Origin of the sequence: Pantoea sp. 18059 (assembly GCF_902706165.1) — a bacterium.
In the GTDB taxonomy this organism is placed as follows: Bacteria; Pseudomonadota; Gammaproteobacteria; order Enterobacterales; family Enterobacteriaceae; genus Pantoea; species Pantoea agglomerans.
Genome location: NZ_CACSJS010000001.1, coordinates 712,838 through 735,370, shown reverse-complemented (window position 1 = coordinate 735,370; position 22,533 = coordinate 712,838). Strand labels below are relative to the sequence as shown.

The window sequence follows — 22,533 nt, the reverse complement described above, 5'->3', positions numbered from 1 at the left end:
GAATGGTCCTGCATCCGCTGTGTCCCCGTGGTTAGCACCCTATGCCCTGTTATCGGTAAATCAGGTTACCGCTCACAGCGCTAAACGCATTCCCGCCGCTGTCATCTACACTTTACCGGTATTCATAAGGTGATGCCCTGAGCATTGCCCGGCTATAAAAGGATGACAATATGACTGAACAAGCAACCCAGAACCATGCCTGGTTACTGGCTTCACGCCCACACGGTGAGCCGACCAAAGAGAATTTCCGCCATGTGGCGCAGCCCGTCCCGGAAATCAAAGAGGGTGAAGTACTGCTGAAAACCATCTATCTCTCGCTTGACCCCTACATGCGTGGGCGGATGGACGAGGGTAAATCCTACGCCGCGCCGGCAGAGCTGGATCAGCCGATGGTGGGAGGCACCGTCTGTCAGGTCGCCGAATCGAAAAACAGTGACTTCAAGACCGGTGACTGGGTGCTGGCGCAGAGCGGCTGGCAGGAATATGCCGTCTCCGATGGCAAAGAGATTGCGAAGCTGGGCAACGATCTGCCTCATCCCTCATGGGCGCTGGGTATTCTCGGTATGCCAGGCTTTACCGCCTATATGGGTCTGATGGATATTGGTCAGCCGAAAGCGGGTGAAACCCTGGTCGTTGCCGCCGCAACCGGTCCGGTGGGCGCAACGGTCGGCCAGCTGGGTAAACAGAAAGGCTGCCGTGTCGTTGGTGTGGCGGGCGGTGAAGAGAAATGCCGTTACGCGGTCGATACGCTGGGCTTTGATGCCTGCCTCGATCACCACAGCGCCGACTTTGAAGAGCAGCTGAAAAACGCCTGCCCGGATGGCATCGATATCTACTTCGAAAACGTCGGCGGCAAAGTGTTTGATGCCGTATTCCCGCTGCTGAACACCGCTGCGCGCGTGCCGGTCTGTGGTCTGGTCTCGGCTTACAGCCAGCGTGAGCTGCCGCAAGGCCCGGACAGAACCTCTCTGATCATGGCGGGCATTCTGAAACGCCGTATCCGTATGCAGGGCTTTATCATCTTCCAGGATTATGGTGACCGTTACCCTGAGTTCCTGGAGGCGATGCGTCCGCTGGTGGAGAACAAAAAAATCCACTATCGCGAGCACATGATTGAAGGATTAGAGAACGCGCCACAGGCGTTTATCGATATGCTGAATGGCAAAAACTTTGGTAAAACCGTGGTGAACGTCGGCGCCTGATGACGTTAGCGTGCCGCGTCACTGACGTGGCACGCCATTAATCAGTGCGGCTGCCGGGAAACGTGTTCGGCAGCTGCACGATTTGCCGCACTCACCGCTTCTGCCAGCGTTACCCCGCTACTCAGGCGCTGACACAACACGCCGACAAAACAATCCCCGGCACCGTGGGTGCTCACCAGTGTCACCTTCTGAGCCGCCAGTGTATGCGTCTCTCCCGCCTCGCTGTAAGCCACACCATGTTCACCAGCGGTAACCACCACTCTGGCAAACCGGCTGGCCAGCGATTCTGCCGCTGAGCGCGCCGACGTCAGATCCTGCACGCTAATCCCGCACATATCGCGCGCTTCAATGGCGTTCACCACCAGCAGATCAATACAGTTTTCAAACGCGGCTGACAACGGCCGGGCGGGCGCGGCATTGACGCAGACCGTAATCCCCCGCTGCTGTGCTGCCCGGGCCGCACAGAGGTTCACCGCTTCAGGGACTTCATTTTGCAGCACCAGCAGCGACACCTCCTGCCAGAAGCCGGGTTGCTCAAAGGTCTCCAGCGGGATCTGCTGATTAGCATTGGAGACCACCACCGCACCGTAATCTCCTTCGGCATCGGTAATCGCCACGCTCATCCCGGAGGGAAGCGCATCAATGATGCTGACGGCGGTGCAATCGACCCCGGCCTGCTGCAAATGATCCAGCAGGAATTGTCCCTGCTGATCGCGCCCCACTGAACCGGCGAAGCGCACTGCGGCACCCGCGCGTGCCGCTGCGACGGCCTGATTACCGCCCTTGCCACCAAACTTATAGTGACAGGCGCTGCCCATCACCGTTTCGCCTTTTTCCGGGCGATGGTGTGCATCCAGCATAATGTCGTAGTGAAGACTGCCGGTGACTGCAATTTTGCTCATAGCTAGAATTCCCGCAGATCCTGAACCGCATGCTGGGTTTTCATCAGGTTCTTCTCCGCCCGCTTCAGATCTTTCTTGGCGATAGCGACAAACAGCGCATCCAGAATATTGAGCTGGGCGATGCGTGACGCGGCGTTTTCACCCAGCAGATGCGATCCCTGAGAGGTTGAATTGAGGACCACATGCGCACTCTTCGCGATCGGGGATTCGGCATAGTTGGTAATGGCGATAACTTTCGCGCCATTCCTCCCCGCCAGTTTCACCGGATCGTTCACCGCACGCGTAGCACCCGAATGGCTGATGGCGATAACCACATCGTCATCAGATAACACGGCGGCTGACATCAGCATGATGTGGGCGTCGTCATAGGCAGTCGACTTAATGCCAATCTTCAGCATCTTGTGTGACAGGTCCCGCGCCACGGCGGCAGAACCGCCCACGGCGTAGAGATCGATATGACGCGCTTTAAAGATAATGTCCGCCGCACGATTGAATTCAGAAACATCCAGAATCGATAAGGTCTCTTCAATCGCCTGGATAGAGGTTCTGAAAACTTTGGCCAGCAACTGCTCCGACGAATCATCCGGCTCAATTTCCGCATGCAGCCCTGCCACTTCAGACTGGTTGTAATAGATCAGGCCACTTCTGAAATGCCTGAAGCCGGTGAAGTTAAGTTTTTTGGTAATCTTAACGATCATCGCTTCAGAGACATTATTCTCCCGCGCAATCTCCTTTAATGAGGATTGCTCGGTAATGTCGGTTCGGGCAATTATCGCCTCAGCTACCCGACGTTCTAACGGCGTCAGCTGGGGCAAACGCATACGAATCTGAGCGCCAATGGCTCGCGGATCTTGCTTCATTACTTGCCTCGGGTCGCCCGGTCAATCAACATCGCTATGATAATAATAAGGCCGGTAGCGAGCAATTGGTAAAAGGCCTGAATGTTCAGTAAGGTCAAGCCATTACGTAATGCACCAAGGATAACCACGCCGATCAGCGTTCCGAAGATACTGCCCTTGCCGCCCATTAACGACGCACCGCCAATGGCCGCCGCCGCAATCGCATCCAGTTCCCACAGGTTGCCGATGGTCGGTTCGGCAGCCCCCAGACGACCAATCAGAATCAGCGAGGCCAGTGAGGCAAGCAGGCCGGAGAAGATATAGACCGTGACCTTGGTGCGCTTAACCGGCACACCCGCGACCCGCGCCGCCTCTTCATTGCCGCCAATCGCCAGAATATATTCCCCCAGCGGGGTCTTATTCATCACCGTCCACAGCAGCAGCGCAATCACTGCCACAATCACAATCGGCGTCGGGATACCGAAAAGCGTACTGTTAATCAGGCTGCGAAATTCCAGCGGAATACCGAAGATGGGATTGCCGCCGGTGTAGATCAGCGCAATGGCCCGGAACAGCGACAGGCCGCCCAGCGTCACAATAAACGGCTGCAGCCCGGCATAGGCGATCAGTGTGCCGCTGAACAGCCCGCACATCGCGCCCACACCCAGCGTCGCGAGGATCGCCAGCGGCACCGGCACGCCCGATGCCATCAGGGTTGCACCCAGCACCGCAGAGAGCGCCGCCGTGGGGCCGACCGAGAGGTCAATCCCGCCGGAGATAATCACCAGCGTCATGCCCAGTGCAATCAGGGCGTTGATTGAGGACTGCTGCAGAATATTCAGCAGATTAGGCAGCGTGAAAAAGACCGGCGACAGAAACGAAAATGTCACCACGATAATCAGTAAGCCAATTAAGGTACCGGCATCACGCAGATTAAATTTAAGCCGCAGCGCAGGTCGGGTACCCGGCCCGGTAGATGTCTGAGTTGTCATAGTTATAACCTTAAATAGTGTCAGGTAAGCGGTCAGGCGGTCTGGTCGATATCTTTGATGGCATAACGGGCAATGTTCTCTTCGGTGATCGCGCTGCCGGTTAACTCTTTGGTTATCCGGCCCTCGCGCATCACCAACACCCGATCGGAGATGCGCATGATCTCGGTCATTTCTGACGACACCACCACAATGGCTTTGCCCGCCTGGGCCAGTTTTTCAATCAGGTGATAGATTTCAGACTTGGCACCAATATCGATACCGCGCGTCGGTTCATCAAACAGAAACACATTGGCATCCGCCGCAACCCAGCGGCCGATGATCACTTTTTGCTGATTGCCGCCGCTCAGCGTGCCGATGGTTTTCTCAATGTCGAGCGGGCGCAGTTTCAGGTCGCCCATGACCCTCAGCGCCTCGCGGTCCAGCCGGGCCTGGTTCATCAGCCCCGCCGACGTGAAGCGGTGCATCGACGGCAGCGCCATATTCATCTTCACCGCCCGCTCTTTGATAATGCCCTCTTTTTTGCGGTCTTCTGGTACCAGGCCAATGCCCGCCTTGATCGCCGCACGCACGTTGTGGTTCTTCACCGCGGCACCGTTGACGCTCACCGTGCCACGGGTGCGCCTGTCGATACCGGCAATCAGCTTCAGCAGTTCGGTGCGCCCCGCGCCGACCAGACCGGCAATCCCCAGCACTTCGCCCGCACGAACGCTGAAGTTTGCCGCCACCACCTCATTGCCACGCGTCAGATCCTCTACCCGCAGCACTTCGCGATCGGTGACAAACGCCTGATGGTCGAGTTTGTCGATCTTCCGTCCGACCATTTTGGCGACGATGCTCTCCTCATCCTCATCATTGATATTGACCACCCCAACCTGCTTTCCATCACGCATAATGGTGGCGCGGTCGCACACCCGGAAAATCTCATTCATCTTGTGCGAGACATAGATCAGCGAGACGCCGGTCGACTTCAGATCGCCAATCAGCTCTGCCAGCCGGTCAAATTCGCGTGGCGTCAGGCTGGAGGTCGGTTCATCCATGGCGATGATTTTGGCGTCATCCAGCAGCGCCCGGGCAATCTCAACGATCTGCTGCTGCGATACCTTGAGGTTCCTGATCGGCGTATCGGGATCGATAGTGGGATCCAGCGTCTTCAGAATCAGGGTAGCCCGCGCCAGCTGGGCCTTTTTATCCACCCACCAGCCTCCGGCGCGGGTCAGCGGGCGACCCAGAAACATGTTCTGCGCCACGGAAAGCTCAGGCACATGCTGTAACTCCTGGTGGATCATCGCGATCCCGGCCTGACGGGCGCTGAGCGGACTGCGGATCTGCACCCGGTTTCCGTTGACGCTGATCTCCCCACTGTCCGCGCCGCGAACGCCGGAGAGGATATTCAGCAGCGTCGACTTACCCGCGCCGTTTTCCCCAATCAGCGCGTGCACCTCGCCGGGCCGCACTGAGAAATCGACATCCTGCAGCGCGGCGGCGTTACCGTAACTTTTGCTGATGCCACGCATCATTAAGCGAAACTGTTCCATACCCGCTCCCGCTGACTTATTGTTGAGCCAGCAGCTGACGCAACCGGTTGTTGTCTTTGGTTGAGAACGCCTCGACATTCTCTTTGGTGATCAGCGCCTGGGGTGTCGAAACAACGCGCGACAGTTTCTGTCCGTTGATCAGCCGGATAATGACGTCCATCGCCACTTCACCGGTCAGCACCGGGAAACTGTCGACCGTGCCGGTCAGCTCGCCGCGCTTAATCGAGGCGTAGGCATCGGAAATACCGTCAGTGCCAAAGATGGCCACCTGTGACGCTTTGTTCTGCGCGCGTACCGCCTCCACCACGCCCAGCGCCATGGTGTCGTTGTTGGCGTAGAAGCCGATCAAATCAGGATGCTGCTGCAGAATGGTCGATGCGGCGTTAAAGGCCTGCTCGCGACTCCAGTTAGCGGGCACGCTGGCCACGATGCTGAACTTCCCGGCGCTGTCCAGCGTCTCTTTAAAGCCACGGGTGCGCTGTCCGGCGGCATAAACCCCTGGCTGCCCTTCAATCACCGCCACTTTGCCGCCCTGCGGATGGTGCTGAATAAACCATTTCGCCACCCGCACGCCATTGTCTTTCTGGACGTTGCCGACGTAGTAGCGCGCATTCGGCATTACCGCATCATTAACGTTCACCACCGGGATATTTTTACTGTTGGCACTCTCCAGTGCAGGCTCCAGGTTGATATCGGTCTGCGGCGAAACCAGCAGGCCGTTAAAGCCCTGCGAGATCAGGGTTTCCGCAATGGAGAGCTGACCAAGCTGATCGTCTTCATTGGCCGCCGCCTGATAAGCGACAGTGAAACCATACTTTTTCGCCGCGTTCTGGTAGCCCTGGCCGAGTGAGCGCCAGTACTCATTGGTCAGGGTTTTCGATACCCCGCCAATCTTCAGCGACTTATCGACTTTTGGCAGTGCGCCATATTTGGTGTCGAGCTGGGTCCAGTCGGTGCGATCCGGTTCGGTATCGGATTGCAGCGGTGCCAGTTCTGCCGCATAAACCGTGCTGCAGAGCAGTGAGGAGGCGATAAGAGCAAGCAGGCGTTTTTTCATTTTTTATTCTCAGGGTGTTGGGTAGAGGTGTGATGTTTTTATGATTAATCGGCTGTCAGCGCGCCAGCATGATGTCATTGACGATCTGCTGAGAGGCCACCGCATCCTGGCGCCCGATGGCCGCCAGTAACGCCGCGTTGTCGTGCAGCTGGTCACACAGCCTCAGCAGACGAGTCACGGTCGCAATATTGCTTTCTGCTTCACGGATCGGGTCAAGACCGCTGGCATCCGGGAAGGTATCGAAGTAGTAGGCACCGCGATAACCATCACGCTGCATCTGCCAGAGAAACTCCAGCGTGGCGCGAGGGTTGACTGAGCCGACCATCAGGCCGTCATCACGCTTGCCCCAGCCGTCGTTAAGGTCCAGCCCCAGCAGCCGTGAGCGGCGCGCCACCATAGCGGCGGCGTAAGCCGGGATCTCATTGGCAAACAGTACATGAGCAAAATCCAGTGTGATCCCCAGGTTGGCGCAGCCCGCCTCTTCCACGGCCAGCAGACAGGTGGTGGCGTTGGGAAAGATGCTGTAGGCACGTGGCTCATTGGGTTTATATTCGATGCTGACGTCAACGTCCGGTGCATACTCCGCCACTTCACGCACGGCGCTGACCGCATCCTCCCAGATCTTCTTATAGTCCGCCTGGAAGCAGTAATCGAAACCGTCCTGCCCCATCCACAGCGTCATCAGCCGTGAACCAAATTCCCGACCCGCGTCAATGCCCCGTTTGGTCAGCTCAATCGCTTCGCGACGCACTTTCGCGTCGGGATGCGTAAACGCGCCGATTTTGAACTGTGGCGCGTCCCAGCGCATCTGCATACCGTTAACGGCCAGACCCGCATCACTGATCGCCTGGCGCAGTGTGGGGATATCGCTGGTGAGATGTTGCGGAAAGTTGAGGTCGAGATGCGTTAAGCCTTTGACCTTGCCTGCACGGGCAACCATCTGCAGCACAGAGGGCTTGCCCTGCTGATCGGGCCAGTAGAGGTGCGCCCCCGAGGCGAAAGAGTTAAGACGGGTAGCAAATTTCAGTTCCGACATGAGCATCAATCCTTCAGAGTGCGTATTGTGAAGTACTTTTCGTATTCACGATTAATTGTGAAGTCATATATTAATCTACGCCTCGCGGCTTAATGCGCAAGTCTGTCAGGCAGGAGAAATCGTTAAAGCGGGAGCGCTGTCACGAAATGGTTTCGATGCGTTATCAGATGATGTGAATGCGGAGATGAAAGAATTGAGATGAAATACAACAGGTTGTCGCGCGAAGCCGGGTGTGAGATCTGGCAGGTAGAGGTGTGAAAAAAGCTGAGCGCCAGGGCGGCGCTCAGCGGGTCGGTTTTTTAAAAAATCACTTCAGACGGAACGCGACAACGCTGTCGCCCGCCGTGGTGCCGAGCGAGCCGTGGCCGCCCGCGGCAATTACCACATACTGCTTGCCATCTTTGCCCATAAAGGTGGATGGCGTGGCCTGCGCACCCGCGCTCAGTTCAGTCTGCCACAGCAGTTCGCCGGTGGTGCTGTCGTAAGCACGGAAGAAGTTATCTGCCGTTGCGCCGTGGAACACCAGATCACCCGCCGTCAGCAGCGGTCCGCCGTGCGCCACCATACCCATCGGGAAACCGAGCGGGAAGCGGCCAGGCAGGAAGCTGGTCTTGAGGTTTTTGGTGGTGCCGACGCGACGCAGCCATTCGGTTTTGCCGGTGGTCAGATCCACACCGACCATCCGTCCCCACGGTGGCGCGATGCAGGGAATACCCAGACCCGACGCCATCTGCTGGATGTGGATAGCGTAGTCACCGTGGAAGTTCTCATTCCAGTACGGCGTACCATCTTTGGTGAAGGTACGCTGGGTTTCGGTTTCCGGCGTGCGTCTGATGAGGTTGTATTTGTAAGCCAGGCGCACCGGTGCCGCAATCAGCATCTGACGCTGTGGATCAACCGCTACAGAACCCCAGTTAAACACCCCGATGTTGCCCGGGAAGATCAGCGAGCCTTTCTCCGTTGGTGGCGTCCACGGGTTACCGTCATAGCGCAGCTCACGGAACGTGGTGCGGCAGGCCATCTGGTCAAACGGCGTAATGCCCCACATTGATTTCTCAGTCAGCGGCTGCGGAATGAAGTTCAGGCTGGAGACCGGCTGGGTCGCCGCATACTGCTCGCCTTTAATACCATCCGTGGAGACCTTAACCTGCTCTACCGGATAAACCGGTTCGCCGGTCAGGCGGTTCAGCACAAACAGGTTGCCGGTTTTGGTCGGCAGGATCACCGCCGGTTGCGGTTTGCCCTGATAGTTGATGTCCACCAGCGACGGCTGTGACGGATTATCGCGATCCCAGAGGTCGTGGTTCGAACTCTGATAACGCCATTTGAACGCACCGGTTTTCAGATCCAGTGCCACCAGCGCATCACGGAATTTTTCAGTGTTGCTGGCGGGATCGCGTTCAAGTCCCACTTCATCCGGCGAGGCGTTACCAAACGGCACATAGACCAGGCCGTTTTTCAGATCGGCGCTCAGGGTGGCCCAGGCGACCGGGGTATCCTGCGGATAGGTTGCCCCTTCAGCGACCGGTGCGGTGTTATCCGGGTTAGCCGGATCGAAGTTCCACACCAGACGACCGCTGACGGCATCATAGGCACGGATCACACCTGATGGGTTACCGCTGTTGAAGCCGTTATCCATCACCGAACCGCCGACAATCACCAGGTTGCCCGCCACCAGTGGCGCGGCAGTCTGCATCAGCGCGTGCGGACGCACCTCGCCCATGTTGGCGCGCAGATTCACCACACCGTTGTCACCAAAGTCAGCACAGGCTTTACCGGTATCGGCATCCAGCGCCAGCAGGCGGGCATCGGTGGTGGCATTGAAGATACGCTTGCGGCAGATGGCCGGCGATGCGCCCGTCTGCGCCTGCGCCTGCTGACCGGCATCGAAGTAGCTCACGCCACGACAGGTCTGGTGCTGCTGCAGATAAGAGCGGTTTTTATCCGGCGTCGTTTTCCACTTCACCGCACCGGTTTCCGGGTCAAGAGCATGGACTTCGTTGTGCGGCGTACAGAAGTAGAGCATGCCGTTGGCTTTCAGCGGTGTCGCTTCAAAGGTGTATTCGGTCGCATCATCACCCTGACGCAGGTCGCCGGTGTGATAGGTCCAGGCCACTTCAAGATCTTTCACGTTATCTTTAGTGATCTGCTTCAGCGCCGAAAAGCGCTGGCCATCTGTGGTTCCGCCATAGGCGCTCCACTCTTCAGCGGCACCGCCGGTCGCAGAGGCGTTGCGCGGCGTATTAATGGCGCCCTGCTGCGGCAGCGGATCGTAGAAGCAGAGACCGATGACCAGCAGCACCATCAGGACGACGGAACCCCCGAGGAAAGGATGGAAACGACGCTGCCCCTGATAGAGCGGACGCACCACCCACGGCAGCGCCAGCCAGAGACCCAGCACGCCAAACAGGTCGCCGCGCGGGATCCACTGCCATTTGTCGAAGCCCACTTCCCAGATAGTCCAGAACAGAGTGATCCACATCAGCAACGCATAAAGCGTCAGTGCACTGCGTTTGTTCATCAACAGCAGAATCGCGCTGAGCAGAACGCCCACGCCCATCAGCGCATAGAACGCGCTGCCTCCTGCAAGCAGGAGTTGTCCTCCCATGTAAATCAGGGCGATAGCAAATATCACCATGATTATACTGGTTATTTTATTGATCATGATCCATCCTCGGGTCATTAGCGGCAATTGAAAGGTTAAGCTGGAAACATAAATTCAACGAGATTTTAACTTACGCACGAAATATGTAAAAACGTGTATAAGCGTTAATCATTAGAAATATTTATTATAAATGTCACCTGTTAATGCGGTCAGGCCGCTTTTTTTACTTTCTGAAGGGCTGATTACGGGATATCCATCACAAAAAATTAACCATAGGCTGCTAACGACCGCACCTTTTGTTCAAAGGCGATTAATTAACAGACAAGCCGCCCTTCTGTAACGCCAGCTAAAGTGTGCCCGACGAAAGTTTTTCAGAGTCAAATAATCATAATGGTTTATTAACTCTGCTCTGAAATAACTCTTATTGCTGAAATCGGGAATGTTACTGCCCTGCTGTTATTATTGGCGGCTTCATCAACGCTGGTGCGGTGTCGCTGCTGTTCAAATGATTTAATTGTGCCAGCCTGAACGCGTTTTTTATTATTTTCCTGAAAAATAACACTCAGGAAATAGATTAATGAACAAAGGGATTTTGCCGATGAAACCGATTTCAGATATTCCGTAGCATGACGCTTATTTTATCTGTGATATATATCAGCTCTCTTATATTCGTTTATCCGGCCAGCAGGCGGGATTTTTCTGGCAGCAATAAACCAGGCAGGTTAACTATGACCGCACTTCATGCTATTTATCGCAAGTTTCGTTTCCCTTTTAAGTTTCTTAATGCTGCCATTCGCTATCCTGCCGCGCAGGCACGGGTAAAGCGTTATTCCGTCATGTCGATAGAAGAGACTGTCGATCTGTTATTACGTAACCCACAATTATCTCTGGCCCGTTATGGCGACGGTGAACTGGAAATGACCTGGTATAAAAATATCGGTTTTCAGCCATTTGACCCGAATCTCTCTGCACGGCTCAAAGCCTTGCTGCAGCAGGATTCAGGAGCCAACCCGAACTGTCTGATCTGTCTGCCGGATGCCTTTCGCACCACCCGTAATATGCGGGGCGGGTCGGCCCTGTTCTGGTTCTTCCATAAATCATTTTATTTTAAATATTATGAGGGTCTGCTGAATAAACAGTACCAGTATGGAAATACCTCGGTGACCCGTCCCTATCACGATTATAAAGGCAAGCAATTATCCCGGACGATATTTGATAAGTTTAAACAGCTCTATCAGGGCCGCCGGGTATTAATTGTGGAAGGCAGTGGAACGCGCCTGGGATTAGGCAATGATTTACTGGAGGGAGCCAGCGAAGTGAAACGTATTACGACGCTGAACCGTAATGCCTTTTCCGTCTATGATCGTCTGTTTGATACCATTTTAAAGAATGCCGTCAACTTTGACCTGGTCTTGATTTCATTAGGGCCGACCGCAACCGTGCTGGCATATGATTTAAGTCAGCACGGTATCCGCTGTATTGATAGCGGCCACGTCGATATTGAATATGAGTGGATGCTGGCCAGTGCCACCAGTAAAATAAAAGTGGACGGAAAAAACGTCAATGAGGCGGGCGTACTGCTGAGTGAACTGACTACGGTGGCAGATGCGACTTATCAGCAGCAGATTTTACAACACGTTGGCGAAATACCCCAGGTCGGGACGGCTGATACAGAAGCAGTCACGGAAGCCGTGGTTATCCCGCTGCCACACGTCAGCCCCAACCATCATAACGCCGCCTGAGCCTCACCACCGACAGGCAGCGGCTGCACCGCATTGAAGCGCAGGCGAATTATTAGCGGGATCGGTTAACCCCCTTCGGAGCGGGCTCAGGGGCCCGAATTCTGTGCTTGTCCGCTGTTTGCCGGATAAATGCCCTTTCCGGCATCAATTTTGCTTCTGCTCTCCTGAGACATTTAATCAGGAGAAGTGAGATGACAACCAGCCGTTACCGTTACACCATATTTTCACTGCTGTTCCTGATCGCCCTGATCAACTACATCGATCGCGGTGCCCTGTCGTTTGCGGCCAACGCTATTGCGGCGGAATACCACTTCAGCAAAGTCCAGCTCGGAGCCGTGCTGGGCTACTTTGGCTTTGGCTATCTGTTTGGTTCGCTGTGTGGCGGCTTTCTTGCCGACCGTATCGGCACGAAAAAAGTCTGGCTGCTGGCAGGCGTACTCTGGTCGCTGCTGGAGATCGCCACCGCCTGGGCGGGGGAACTGGGCATGGCGCTGTTTGGCGGATCCGCCATTATGGGCTTTGCTGCCCTTCGCATTATGTTTGGTTTTTCCGAAGGCCCGGCCTATGCGCTGATGAACAAGGCGATTGCCCACTGGGCACCCGATAATGAGCGCGGCTTTGCGCTGGGCATCGGCCTGCTCTCGACCCAGGTTGGCGCGCTGCTGACCGCCCCGATTGCGGTGGGCCTGCTGCTGCTGACCCATGACTGGCGCATGATGTTTATCCTGCTCGGTGTTTTCTCCCTGCTGGCGATGGCGCTGTTTGCCCGCACCTTCAGCGACAGCCCGGAGAAAAGTCCACATACCAATGCCGCAGAACGTCAGCTTATCCAGACCGGTCAGCGCCGCAGCGCGGGCGACAGCGTACCACTGCCCTGGTGGCGCTTCTTTACCAGCCGCACCCTGGTCTGCAACGCGCTGGGCTACTTCTCATTCCTCTACATCACCTTTACCCTGGTGACCTGGATGCCGAAATATCTGCAGGATAATTTCCATTACGACCTGCACTCACTGTGGTACGTCGCGATGATCCCGTGGAGCGGCGCCTGTATTACGGTGCTGCTGGGCGGTCGCATTGCCGATGCCCTGCTGGCTCGCTTCCGTAATCTGCGTCTGGCGCGCAACTTGTTTGCCGCCGTCACGCTGTGCGGCACCGCCTGCTGCTTTATGGCGATCCCCTATGTGCAGTCGGCTGCCGGGATTATTGCACTGATGACCCTGGGCAATGCGCTGAATGCACTGGTAAACAATGTCTACTGGTCGGTGGTGATTGATGTCACCCCTAAAGCGTCGGTGGGTACCTACAGCGGCATGACGCTGGCGATAGCCAATCTGGCAGCGATTATCTCTCCGATGCTCTGCGGCTGGCTGGCGGAATATTACGGCTATAACGCGATGTTTACCGTCACCGCACTGATCGCCTTTGGCAGTATGCTGGCAATGACACTGCTGCAACCGGAGAAGCCGCTGGTGGCCGAGGCGCAGACCGGCGCAGCGGACGTTTCTGCCGCCTGATCTTAAAAGAGGATTTCCTGACACGCGGGTGATCACACACCCGCGAAGAGTGACACTCCCTGAAAGGCTGCCGCTCAGGCGGCCTGACCTTGTTATTGGGCGGGATAAATTGACTGTTCGGGGATGCCCCGACGATCCCAGCGGCTGGCGATCAGCCATAACAGTGCCGTCGCAAACCATCCGATGATCCACGAGACATCATTACCGGCAAAAATCCAGGTCAGCGATCCATGGTGCAGCGGATTATCGATAAACGGCAGTTGCACCAGCACGCCCAGAAAATAGACGGTAATGCCGGCCAAGTTCCAGCGTCCATAGCGTCCGTCCGGCTGCGACAGTGCCGGGACATCAACCCTGCCCCTGGTGATCAGATAGAAATCGGTCAGGCTGATCGCGCTCCACGGCACAAAGAAAGCCAGCAGAAACAGCAAGAAGTGGGTGAAGGATTTCAGAAAGGCCGGTTCACTGAGAAGAGCAATGACGCAGGCCAGCGTAACCATAAGCACCACAAACAGAATGCGCCCACCCCGACTCAGCGTGGTTTTCTGCCGGAAGCCAGAGACAATGGTGGTCAGTGACATAAAACTGCCGTAGGCGTTCAGCGTGGTAAACGTGATTTTTCCAAAGCAAATGGCGAAATAAATCACCATGGCCATGGTCGCCGTGCTACCCATGCTCACGATGTACCCGACCTCATTGCCTGCAAACGCACTTCCGGCAATGGCAGCGACAATCACCCCCAGCGTCATTGAAGCCTGCGTGCCAAGTACGGTGCCAAAAAAGACTGAACTGAAGAGTTTCTTCGCAGAGACATCAGCTGGCAGATAGCGTGAATAGTCAGAGACATAAGGACAGAAGGCAATTTGCCAGGATGAAGACAGTGAGACCGCCAGCAGGAAATTTGCCGGGGTAAAGTGCTGATTCTGCCACACGGCTGATAAGTCATGTGCAGAGAACAGCGTGATAAACAGATAAGCAAAGGCTAAAACGCCAATGACGCTCGCCAGCTTGCCCAGTTGATGAATCACGCGATAGCCCAGCACCGCAATGATCACGATGAGGGTGCTGAACAGGATCATCCCGGTTGAATGACTGACATGGATAAGTTTAGCCAGCGCCTGCCCGGCTAATACTGTCCCGCTGGCTGAAAATCCCACATACATAATGCACACCAGCACCAGAGGAATAACAGCACCAAACACGCCAAACTGCATACGGCTGGTGATCATCTGCGGTAAACCCAGGCGCGGGCCCTGGATCGCATGCAAAGACATGATCGCTGCACCCAGAATCTGCCCCACCAGTAAGCCGATAAGAGACCACACGACGTCTCCACCCAGCACCACGGCCAGCGCACCCGTGACAATAGCCGTGATTTGCAGATTGCCACCAAACCAGAGCGTGAACTGGTTAAAGGGATGACCATGACGTTCACCCAGCGGGATGTAATCAATGGAGCGGGTTTCTGACAGGCTCTGTTTCTCTGAGCCTGAATAATCTGATACAGATGATTTGACCGACATAGATTCCTCGCTGGAACAGTGAGAGACGTGATGACTGAAAGCGTGATTTGCCCAATCCAGGGTTGAGAGTACATGTCTATACAAGCAGCGATATTGTCATGCGCATTGGGAAGTTACAAGGCAACCGGTCATTGGAAAATGTGATGATATCGACAGACCTGTCATGATGCGGGGCAGGAAAGGATGAGGAAGCGCGCGGACCTGTTTCCGGGGGATAACGCCCTTATGGCGGGGCGTAAAACGGGAGTGATGTATTTTGGTCGATCACCGCCACAGGCGACAGCGATGATCGGGTAACGCGTGCGATGTCAGGCCTGCCAGTCTCAGAGTGTGCGGAAGAGGAAAAACCCTGACGGTTACCCTTCAGCAACCACCCGCTGACGATGACAGTCGGCCGGTTCCAGTTTTTGCCCCTGTGAAGAGATAACCTCCAGGCGCGGCAGCGGCTTTCCTTCCGCATTATCCAGCAGCACGGAGTGGGTTTCGCCCTTCTCAAACAGGTAACGCTCGCCCCACTGGCGCATCGCGACCACAACCGGAAACAGCGAACGGCCTCTTTCGGTCAGGACATATTCGCTGTAGGCGCTGCCGTCGGAGGCCGGCGCAACCTCAAACACCCCTATCTCCACCAGCTGCTTCAGGCGTGACGCCAGGATATTTTTCGCCAGCCCCAAATTCCGCTGGAAGTCACTGAATCTGCGGACGTCATCAAAGGCTTCACGCACGATCATCATGCACCAGCGCTCACCTATCGACTCCAGGGTTCTGGCGACCGGACACTCGCTGGTTCTCAGGTATTCCTGCTTAGCCATGCTCTTCTCTCACGCTGCCTGTCTCATGATGGCAGTTTAGCCACTCCGAAAAGAAGTTGCAAAAAAAAACCAGCCCGGTTAAAGATATCGCCAATCCAGTTTCAAATAAAAACCAGAAAGGAAAGCAACATGACCTGTACGATTGGCAAGGCGCGTGATCCTGAAGCCGATTCGCCCCCAGCCGCGATCCCGGTGCTCTCGTCCCGGATGATCTTTTTTTTCTCACTCACCTCTGCGCTGGCGGTCGCCAATGTTTACTCGGCACAGCCTCTTCTGGAGTCGATCGCCGCCAGCCTGCAGGTTTCCACCGGCACCATTGGCACAGTGGTAACGGCCACGCAGAGCGGCTACGCCCTCGGGCTGATCTTTCTGGTGCCGCTGGGCGACTGCGTGAACCGCAAAAAACTGGTGATTACCCAGTTGCTGCTTTCCGTAGTGGCGTTAATCACTGCTGCGGTTGCGCCAGACCTGATGACGCTGCTCTGCGCAATGCTGCTGGTGGGATTAATGGCGGTGGTCACGCAGCTAATGGTGGCGTGGGCCGCCATGCTGGCATCACCAGAACAGCGCGGACAGGTGGTGGGCAGCGTAACCAGCGGCATCGTGATCGGCATCCTGCTGGCGCGGTTTGTTTCCGGAATGATTGCTGACCTGGCGGGCTGGCGGGCGGTCTATCTGACGGCTGCCTGCCTGTTACTCCTGATCTCGCTCATCCTGGCGAAAGTGCTGCCCGCCACAGCAGGTCAGACGCGGCGCACATCTTATCCTCACCTCTTACTGTCCGTTTTCCGTCTCTTCCTCACGGAACCGCAGCTGCGCAGACGAGGGATCCTGGCGCTGCTGATTTTTGCAGCCTTCAGTATGCTCTGGTCTTCGATGGTACTGCCACTTACCGCCCTGTCACTGTCACACACCCAGACCGGGATGTTCGGCCTGGCCGGAATTGCCGGTGCGCTGGCGGCCTCCAGAGCAGGCGCATGGGCTGACCTGGGCCAGGGGCAGCGTGCCACCGGCTTAGCCCTGGCGTTGCTGACCTTCTCCTGGCTGCCGATAGCCGCGCTTCACATCTCGTTACTGTTGCTGATTTTCGGGGTGATCCTGCTCGATTTCGCCGTCCAGACGGTACATGTGATTAATCAGAGCCTGATCGTGGCCGCCCGACCCGAGGCGGCAAGTCGTCTGGTGGGTGCCTATATGTGCTTTTACTCGCTGGGCAGTGCGCTGGGGGCCATCGCCGCCACTCAGCTTTATACGCACTGGGGATGGCAGGCTGTCTGCTATGCCGGTGCAGCGGTCAGTGCCTCTGCCTTTCTCTGCTGGTCCGGAGTACGTCACTCATGAAATTAACGCATCTGCTGCTCGCCGTCATGATCACCGCCATCTGGGGGGTTAACTTTTCCGTTATCAAGCTCGGCCTGCAGGCGATCGACCCGTTTATCCTGGCAGCTATCCGCTTTACGCTCTGCGCCCTGCCAGCGCTGTTCTTTATTAAAAAACCGGACGTGCCGTGGCGCTACCTGATCAGCTATGGCCTGGTCTTCGGGATTGGCCTGTGGGGTCTGGTAAATCTGGGAATTAAAACCGGACTGTCGGCGGGCATCGCCTCGCTGCTGCTGCAGTTCAGCGCCTTCTTCACGCTGCTGCTCGGTGGCTGGGTATTTAAAGAGCGTCTCAGCCGCTATCAGATCGCCGGGTGTGCGCTGGCCTGCGCCGGTCTGCTGAGCATTTTTTTCATTACCGATGGCTCGGTGACGTTTTCCGGCATGCTGCTGGTGCTGGCAGGCGCGGTCGCATGGAGTATTGCCAATATCATCAATAAAAAAGCGGGCACCCGGCAGGTTTTTGCTTTTCTGGTCTGGTCGAGCGCCTTTGCACCCATTCCACTCTTCCTGCTGGACGGGCTGGTCAATGGCAGCGCGGGCTATCACGCACTCTTCACTCAGTTGGATGTGAAGGCGGTGTTGTCGATACTGTTTCAGGTCTATCCCAATACCCTGCTGGGCTACTGGGTGTGGAACTGGCTGCTGAAACACTATCCGGTTTCAACGGTCGCGCCACTGTCGCTGCTGGTACCGGTGTTCGGCATCCTGGGTTCAGTGGCGATATTTGGCGAAACGGTTTCACCTCAGAAAATCGCCGCGCTGCTGCTGATCATCGCCGGACTGGCCGTCGGGCTCTATGGCCAGCGGGTTGTGCGCTATTTCGGCGTACAAACCGGCTGACGGCGCCGTGGGGTGGCTATGCACCGTGCCGCTGGCAGAACGCTTCGATGTCACCGTGCTGAAAATCGGGCAGATTCGCCAGCAGTTTCTCCAGCGGCCAGTTCCACCAGGCAATGCGCTGGAGACGTGCGGCGATAGCCGGTGTAAAGCGAACCCGCAGTGGCCTGGCCGGAACACCGCCCACGACGCTGTAGGGCGCGACGTTTTTCGTCACGACTGCACCCGCAGCCAGCACCGCACCATCACCAATGGTGACGCCAGGCAGCACAATTACGCCGTGACCTATCCACACATCGTGACCGATTATCACCCTATCGGCGCGACGGGCGGAAAAGAAGCCCTGATCGCGTCGGGCGTCGGGGTGGTAATACTCCGGGCAGTAGGTAAAGCGATGCTGGGAGGCGCGGTCCATGGGATGATTCGGCGCGCCAATGCGTACCTGATTAGCAATGGCGCAGAAGCGCCCCACCTGAGTATCGGCCAGGCAGCAGTGTTCACCGACATAGGAGAAGTCACCCAGCTCGCTATATTCCAGCGTGCTGTGCGCCAGGATCTCACACTGCTGACCCACAGTGGTTTCGCGCATCTTCACACTCTCATCAATCCAGGTGTGCGCTAATCGGGCGGGCATAACGGCGGCAATGGACATAAAACTCCCGGTCTGGATAAGCAGCGCCCCGGCGGCGTGCTTTGCCGCACCACCTTACCCGCCTCCGATGACAGAGAATTGACAAAGAAAAAAGGCGGAGTGGTTAGCTCCGCCTTGTTTCAAGTTCCGGTTAACCTGCGTGACCGGTCAGTTGCATAAGGGCAACGATGATCTGCAAGATGACCCGGATAAGATCCAGAATCAGCTTAGTCAGTTCCATCACTTTCCTTCTCCTTTTACAGGAGCGCGCTGTTCGGCAACCAGGGCTTTGACTCTACCCGCCGGGCGCCTAAGCACATCTTTGTGGAGAGAGCTGAGCGGCACTCATGGTTAAAGCCACAGGCCAGCACCACCTGATGCCTGCCGGGATTTTAAAACCGTGCCCCTGGGAGCGGCCAGTCGACAATGAGGCGATGCTCAACACTCAACACCTGTACAAACATACAGCATTTTGGCGAAACTTGAAATCCTTAGCCGCACATTTTACAATCTTGTTTGTGGAGAGTGCTGAGCACCTCGTTCGCAGCGCGGTTACCAGCCGGGTAGCGAACAAAAAATAAAGGATTTGGCGAAATGCCAAATCCTTTTTTTATGCCTGCTTTCTGCTTAAAAAAGCAGCGCAATGCTTACTTTGCGGCGCTGATTCGCCAGACGGTATTACCCGCATCGTCAGCAATCAGGACACCGCCCTGTTTGTCGCTGGCCAGACCGACCGGTAATCCACGTACCTGCTTTTCATCATCCGTCAGGAAGCCCGAGACCACCGTCTGCGGCTGACCCACCGGCTTGCCGTTTTCAAATTTCACCCACACCACTTTGTAGCCATTCAGCGGCGTACGGTTCCAGCTGCCATGTTCACTGATAAACGCACCGCCCTGGTATTGCGGCATGTTATCTGCGCCGTAGAACAGCAGCCCCAGCGGAGCGACATGCGAACTCAGGGCATAATCAGGCTTAATCGCTTTCTCAACCAGATCGGGACGCTGCGGTTCGGCACGGGTATCCACATGCTGACCAAAGTAGCTGTAGGGCCAGCCATAGAAGCCTTTGTCCTGCACTGAGGTCATGTAGTCTGGCACCAGATCGGAGCCGATTTCATCACGTTCATTGACGATGGCCCACAGTTTTCCGCTCTGCGGTTCCCACTGTAAGCCGGTCGGATTGCGCAATCCGCTGGCGTAGATCCGGCTGGCACCGCTGGCCGCGTCCACTTCCAGCACCGCGGCGCGGCGATACTCTGCGCCAATGCCGTTCTCGGTGACGTTACTGTTGGAGCCGACACCCACATAGAGCTTGCTGCCATCGGGGCTGGCCAACAGCGCTTTGGTCCAGTGGTGGTTAATCGGCCCGCCCGGCAGTTCCGTCACCTCTTCAGGCGCGGTGCGGATCTCCGTCTCCCCTTCGCGATAGGGGAACTTCACCAGGCTGTCAGCATTCGCGACGTAAAGCGTATTGCCAATCAGCTGCATACCAAACGGCGAGTGCAGATTCTCAATAAAGCGGTGCTGCTCCCATTTGCCATTGACGTTGCGCAGCAGCGTAATCCGGTTGCCGCCAGCGCCGCCCTTACCTGACGCTTTCTGCACAATGCCCATAATCAGCTGTTTAGGCCGGGTAGTGGGTTTGGCCGGGCCGTTGGATTCCGCCACCAGCACATCGTTATTCGGCAGCACATAAACCTGACGCGGATGCTGCAGATTGTCAGCGATCTTTTCGATTTTCAGCCCGTCAGCCACTTTTGGCATTTCGCCCGCTTTCCACGGCGTGCCTTCCGGCACCTGCATCGGCGGCATAAAGAAGTTCTGTGCCTGCGGCAGTTCAGGATTCGGTCCGATCTGCTTTTGCGGATCGACAAGCGCACCATCATCACAGCCTGCCAGCAGTGCTGTCAGGGTAAGCGCGAGCAACGTTTTATGCGGTATCTTCATGGTGGCTCCTCCTTAAGCGCTACGCTGACGTAACGCAAGTTGCACATTCGCCAGCAGCAGCAGCGCTACCACCAGCGTCGAAAGCGTCACGCCCAGCGGGATGACAGCGGCGGCATCACGGCTGTGAATAAACGCATTGACGATAGCGATCACAATCGCCACCAGCCAGAGCCAGAAATGACTCTTTTCCGCACTGTCACTGCCGCGGAACAGATAAACCAGCGCGATGAGTCGCGGCACAATCGCCAGTATCAGTCCCAGCGCAATCAGCCAGCCTGCGGCATCCGTCCAGAACAGCACAAAGGTCTGGCTATAGAGAATATCGAACAGCCAGGCCGCGACAAAAAAGCCCAGCGGCACCGGCTCCAGCAGAGCGTACAGCGTCACGGCAAAGGCCGATCTTCCCAGGGTATTGCGCATGTTTCTCTCCATTTTTAACGTGAATGCGGACCGCGTCAGACGTCGCGCTGCTCAGAGCAACTGACTCCGCGCCTGTAAAAGATTAGTAAATCTGAAGAGAAACAGAGGGTTTATTCGGGAGGAATTGCAAATCAGGCGGATGACGTCCCTGTCATCGCCGGTCAGTCAGGGTTTATCAGCGGGTAAAGTGACCCAGTATCCTGGCTGATAAGGCAGCGGCAGGAATCTCTCGTGGAACGTGCGGAAGGTGGCGTCCGGATCCAGATCGGCAAACAGATCGGGATGCAGCCATTTCGCCAGCGCCTGGATAGCCACAAACTGGTAAGGGCTGTCGTAGAACTGATGCCAGATGGCGTGGACATTGCCGTTGTGCGCCACCGGCAGGGTTTTAAAAGCATCGCGCATCATCAGCCCCTTAAGACGCGCGGTAGCCTCGGTGACATTGGCACCCGGACCGACGCCGACCCATTTGCCCACGGTGTTGTAATTCTTCCAGTTAGCGCCGGTCACCACCACCACATCCGGCTGGCTGGCGATAATCTGTTCCGGGTTAACGGTGCCGAAGGTGCCAGGGATCAGATCTTTAGCGATGTTACGACCGCCCGCGATCTCGACCATCTGACCAAAGTTTTCATTGCCAAACGACATGCAGCACTCGTCGCTGTAGCCGCCTGCACGGTCAATCATCACTTTCGGGCGGTAGCCGGTGAAGTTCTTCAGACGCGAGGTGACAAGGTCAATCTGCTGCTGGCGGAAGGTGATAATTTCCTGGGCACGCGCCGGTTTGTTCACCAGTTCGCCCATGATGCGGATACTTTTCTCCGCATTCACCATCGGCGCTTCGCGGAAATCGATAAACACCACCGGCACGCCTACTGCCTGCAGTTTTTCAATCAGCTTGCCTTCATCGGTGGCGGCTTTGGATTCCAGATTCATCAGCACCAGATCGGGCTTCAGGGTTAACGCCTGCTCGACGTTGAAAGTGCCATCTTTCGCCCCGCCAAAGGTCGGTAATTTTTTAATTTCCGGATAGCGTTTTTCGTAAGCCTGATAACCGTCCCAGTCCGCTTTCGGGAAGTCGTCACGCCAGCCAATCACCCGTTTAAATGGGGCATCAGTATCAAATGCCGCCAGCAGATACATCTGACGGCCCTCACCCAGAATGATGCGTTTTGCCTCCTGCGGCACCTCGACCTGACGGCCTGCGACATCGGTAATCAATTTGGCCGAAGCCGTCCCTGCCAGCGTGAGCAGCCCCAGCGCTAAAAACCATTTTTTCATTGTAAAAACCCGCACAAATGATAATGAGAATTATTAATGTAAAGCGGCGTTACTATCACCTAAAACAGTGGTCAGGGGAAGTCATCCGGTTAAATGTTTTTTGCGGCGGGGTTAACTGGCGGAGTTTCGCTCAAAGAGATCTCTTAAGAGGAAAAAGCGCAGCGTGTCGCTGCTCACAAAACGGTCAGCTTTCGTGAATATGTTCACAACACCCTGGGCAGTTGCACACATATTAGCCATTAATCGTATCGTTTTGGCTAATGCGTTAATGAAT

Annotated in this window: 18 protein-coding genes; 5 read left to right on the top strand and 13 right to left on the bottom strand. The window is 56.2% G+C overall.

Annotated elements, in window-relative coordinates; genetic code table 11:
• Window positions 1–170 precede the first annotated feature (170 nt).
• Window positions 171–1,202 carry an NADP-dependent oxidoreductase gene (locus GVJ63_RS03470; protein WP_010244937.1) on the top strand — a complete coding sequence of 344 codons (1,032 nt, stop codon included), beginning with the start codon at window positions 171–173 and terminating at the stop codon, window positions 1,200–1,202.
• Window positions 1,203–1,243: 41 nt separating this feature from the next.
• On the opposite strand, the gene GVJ63_RS03465 is transcribed toward GVJ63_RS03470, so the two are convergent.
• The 7 genes from GVJ63_RS03465 to GVJ63_RS03435 all read right to left on the bottom strand — a co-directional run bounded on the left by GVJ63_RS03465 (window position 1,244) and on the right by GVJ63_RS03435 (window position 10,228).
• Window positions 1,244–2,104 carry a PfkB family carbohydrate kinase gene (locus GVJ63_RS03465; protein WP_124889969.1) on the bottom strand — a complete coding sequence of 287 codons (861 nt, stop codon included), beginning with the start codon at window positions 2,102–2,104 and terminating at the stop codon, window positions 1,244–1,246.
• A gap of 2 nt (window positions 2,105–2,106) precedes the next feature.
• Complete coding sequence (locus tag GVJ63_RS03460; protein ID WP_033787869.1) at window positions 2,107–2,964, bottom strand: MurR/RpiR family transcriptional regulator; 858 nt, start codon at window positions 2,962–2,964, stop codon at window positions 2,107–2,109.
• Entirely contained in the window at window positions 2,964–3,935 is a 972-nt protein-coding gene (locus GVJ63_RS03455) for an ABC transporter permease (protein ID WP_010244946.1), read from the bottom strand. The genes GVJ63_RS03460 and GVJ63_RS03455 overlap by 1 nt, the downstream gene beginning before the upstream one ends.
• Before the next feature lie 32 nt (window positions 3,936–3,967).
• The gene (locus tag GVJ63_RS03450) at window positions 3,968–5,470 is read right to left on the bottom strand and encodes a sugar ABC transporter ATP-binding protein (RefSeq protein WP_010244949.1); all 1,503 of its coding nucleotides are present in this window, start codon (window positions 5,468–5,470) and stop codon (window positions 3,968–3,970) included.
• A 16-nt stretch (window positions 5,471–5,486) separates the two neighbouring features.
• Entirely contained in the window at window positions 5,487–6,527 is a 1,041-nt protein-coding gene (locus tag GVJ63_RS03445) for a substrate-binding domain-containing protein (protein ID WP_033767235.1), read from the bottom strand.
• A gap of 55 nt (window positions 6,528–6,582) precedes the next feature.
• Complete coding sequence (locus tag GVJ63_RS03440; protein WP_022625661.1) at window positions 6,583–7,563, bottom strand: TIM barrel protein; 981 nt, start codon at window positions 7,561–7,563, stop codon at window positions 6,583–6,585.
• A 307-nt stretch (window positions 7,564–7,870) separates the two neighbouring features.
• The gene (locus GVJ63_RS03435; RefSeq protein ID WP_010670139.1) at window positions 7,871–10,228 is read right to left on the bottom strand and encodes a membrane-bound PQQ-dependent dehydrogenase, glucose/quinate/shikimate family; all 2,358 of its coding nucleotides are present in this window, start codon (window positions 10,226–10,228) and stop codon (window positions 7,871–7,873) included.
• Window positions 10,229–10,896: 668 nt separating this feature from the next.
• Between GVJ63_RS03435 and GVJ63_RS03430 the strand changes: the two genes are divergently transcribed.
• A complete protein-coding gene (locus GVJ63_RS03430; protein ID WP_159226425.1) occupies window positions 10,897–11,910 on the top strand; it encodes a GT-D fold domain-containing glycosyltransferase in 1,014 nt (337 codons plus the stop codon).
• A gap of 191 nt (window positions 11,911–12,101) precedes the next feature.
• Window positions 12,102–13,424 (top strand): MFS transporter, encoded by a 1,323-nt coding sequence (locus GVJ63_RS03425; RefSeq protein WP_010670137.1) that lies wholly within the window; start codon window positions 12,102–12,104, stop codon window positions 13,422–13,424.
• Between the two features lie 92 nt (window positions 13,425–13,516).
• Here the strand turns inward: GVJ63_RS03425 and GVJ63_RS03420 are convergent, their stop codons facing one another.
• On the bottom strand, window positions 13,517–14,947 hold the full coding sequence (locus GVJ63_RS03420; RefSeq protein WP_158131705.1) for a cytosine permease: 1,431 nt from the start codon (window positions 14,945–14,947) through the stop codon (window positions 13,517–13,519).
• Between the two features lie 356 nt (window positions 14,948–15,303).
• Window positions 15,304–15,759 (bottom strand): helix-turn-helix domain-containing protein, encoded by a 456-nt coding sequence (locus GVJ63_RS03415; protein ID WP_159226424.1) that lies wholly within the window; start codon window positions 15,757–15,759, stop codon window positions 15,304–15,306.
• A gap of 129 nt (window positions 15,760–15,888) precedes the next feature.
• On the opposite strand from GVJ63_RS03415, the gene GVJ63_RS03410 reads away from it, so the two are divergent.
• Both GVJ63_RS03410 and GVJ63_RS03405 read left to right on the top strand, forming a co-directional pair.
• Entirely contained in the window at window positions 15,889–17,100 is a 1,212-nt protein-coding gene (locus GVJ63_RS03410; RefSeq protein WP_159226423.1) for an MFS transporter, read from the top strand.
• Window positions 17,097–17,981: an EamA family transporter gene (locus GVJ63_RS03405; RefSeq protein ID WP_159226422.1), complete on the top strand. Its 885-nt coding sequence runs from the start codon at window positions 17,097–17,099 to the stop codon at window positions 17,979–17,981. Before GVJ63_RS03410 ends, GVJ63_RS03405 begins: the two co-directional genes overlap by 4 nt.
• 16 nt (window positions 17,982–17,997) lie before the next feature.
• Here GVJ63_RS03405 and GVJ63_RS03400 read toward each other — a convergent pair whose 3' ends face one another.
• The 4 genes from GVJ63_RS03400 to GVJ63_RS03385 all read right to left on the bottom strand — a co-directional run bounded on the left by GVJ63_RS03400 (window position 17,998) and on the right by GVJ63_RS03385 (window position 22,259).
• Window positions 17,998–18,630, bottom strand: coding sequence for a DapH/DapD/GlmU-related protein (locus tag GVJ63_RS03400; RefSeq protein ID WP_010244979.1), 633 nt, complete (start codon window positions 18,628–18,630; stop codon window positions 17,998–18,000).
• Window positions 18,631–19,256: 626 nt separating this feature from the next.
• Entirely contained in the window at window positions 19,257–20,558 is a 1,302-nt protein-coding gene (locus GVJ63_RS03395) for a sorbosone dehydrogenase family protein (RefSeq protein WP_010670132.1), read from the bottom strand.
• A 12-nt stretch (window positions 20,559–20,570) separates the two neighbouring features.
• Complete coding sequence (locus GVJ63_RS03390) at window positions 20,571–20,978, bottom strand: hypothetical protein (RefSeq protein ID WP_010244987.1); 408 nt, start codon at window positions 20,976–20,978, stop codon at window positions 20,571–20,573.
• A 165-nt stretch (window positions 20,979–21,143) separates the two neighbouring features.
• Window positions 21,144–22,259, bottom strand: a complete 1,116-nt coding sequence (locus GVJ63_RS03385; RefSeq protein WP_022625670.1) for an ABC transporter substrate-binding protein — start codon at window positions 22,257–22,259, stop codon at window positions 21,144–21,146.
• Window positions 22,260–22,533: the final 274 nt, after the last annotated feature.

What these genes read in the sequence shown, in the direction of transcription:
- GVJ63_RS03470 (WP_010244937.1), top strand. Translation starts at nt 171, where the DNA reads ATGACTGAACAAGCAACCCAGAACCATGCCTGGTTACTGGCTTCACGC.
- GVJ63_RS03465 (WP_124889969.1), bottom strand. Translation starts at nt 2,104, where the DNA reads ATGAGCAAAATTGCAGTCACCGGCAGTCTTCACTACGACATTATGCTG.
- GVJ63_RS03460 (WP_033787869.1), bottom strand. Translation starts at nt 2,964, where the DNA reads ATGAAGCAAGATCCGCGAGCCATTGGCGCTCAGATTCGTATGCGTTTG.
- GVJ63_RS03455 (WP_010244946.1), bottom strand. Translation starts at nt 3,935, where the DNA reads ATGACAACTCAGACATCTACCGGGCCGGGTACCCGACCTGCGCTGCGG.
- GVJ63_RS03450 (WP_010244949.1), bottom strand. Translation starts at nt 5,470, where the DNA reads ATGGAACAGTTTCGCTTAATGATGCGTGGCATCAGCAAAAGTTACGGT.
- GVJ63_RS03445 (WP_033767235.1), bottom strand. Translation starts at nt 6,527, where the DNA reads ATGAAAAAACGCCTGCTTGCTCTTATCGCCTCCTCACTGCTCTGCAGC.
- GVJ63_RS03440 (WP_022625661.1), bottom strand. Translation starts at nt 7,563, where the DNA reads ATGTCGGAACTGAAATTTGCTACCCGTCTTAACTCTTTCGCCTCGGGG.
- GVJ63_RS03435 (WP_010670139.1), bottom strand. Translation starts at nt 10,228, where the DNA reads ATGATCAATAAAATAACCAGTATAATCATGGTGATATTTGCTATCGCC.
- GVJ63_RS03430 (WP_159226425.1), top strand. Translation starts at nt 10,897, where the DNA reads ATGACCGCACTTCATGCTATTTATCGCAAGTTTCGTTTCCCTTTTAAG.
- GVJ63_RS03425 (WP_010670137.1), top strand. Translation starts at nt 12,102, where the DNA reads ATGACAACCAGCCGTTACCGTTACACCATATTTTCACTGCTGTTCCTG.
- GVJ63_RS03420 (WP_158131705.1), bottom strand. Translation starts at nt 14,947, where the DNA reads ATGTCGGTCAAATCATCTGTATCAGATTATTCAGGCTCAGAGAAACAG.
- GVJ63_RS03415 (WP_159226424.1), bottom strand. Translation starts at nt 15,759, where the DNA reads ATGGCTAAGCAGGAATACCTGAGAACCAGCGAGTGTCCGGTCGCCAGA.
- GVJ63_RS03410 (WP_159226423.1), top strand. Translation starts at nt 15,889, where the DNA reads ATGACCTGTACGATTGGCAAGGCGCGTGATCCTGAAGCCGATTCGCCC.
- GVJ63_RS03405 (WP_159226422.1), top strand. Translation starts at nt 17,097, where the DNA reads ATGAAATTAACGCATCTGCTGCTCGCCGTCATGATCACCGCCATCTGG.
- GVJ63_RS03400 (WP_010244979.1), bottom strand. Translation starts at nt 18,630, where the DNA reads ATGTCCATTGCCGCCGTTATGCCCGCCCGATTAGCGCACACCTGGATT.
- GVJ63_RS03395 (WP_010670132.1), bottom strand. Translation starts at nt 20,558, where the DNA reads ATGAAGATACCGCATAAAACGTTGCTCGCGCTTACCCTGACAGCACTG.
- GVJ63_RS03390 (WP_010244987.1), bottom strand. Translation starts at nt 20,978, where the DNA reads ATGCGCAATACCCTGGGAAGATCGGCCTTTGCCGTGACGCTGTACGCT.
- GVJ63_RS03385 (WP_022625670.1), bottom strand. Translation starts at nt 22,259, where the DNA reads ATGAAAAAATGGTTTTTAGCGCTGGGGCTGCTCACGCTGGCAGGGACG.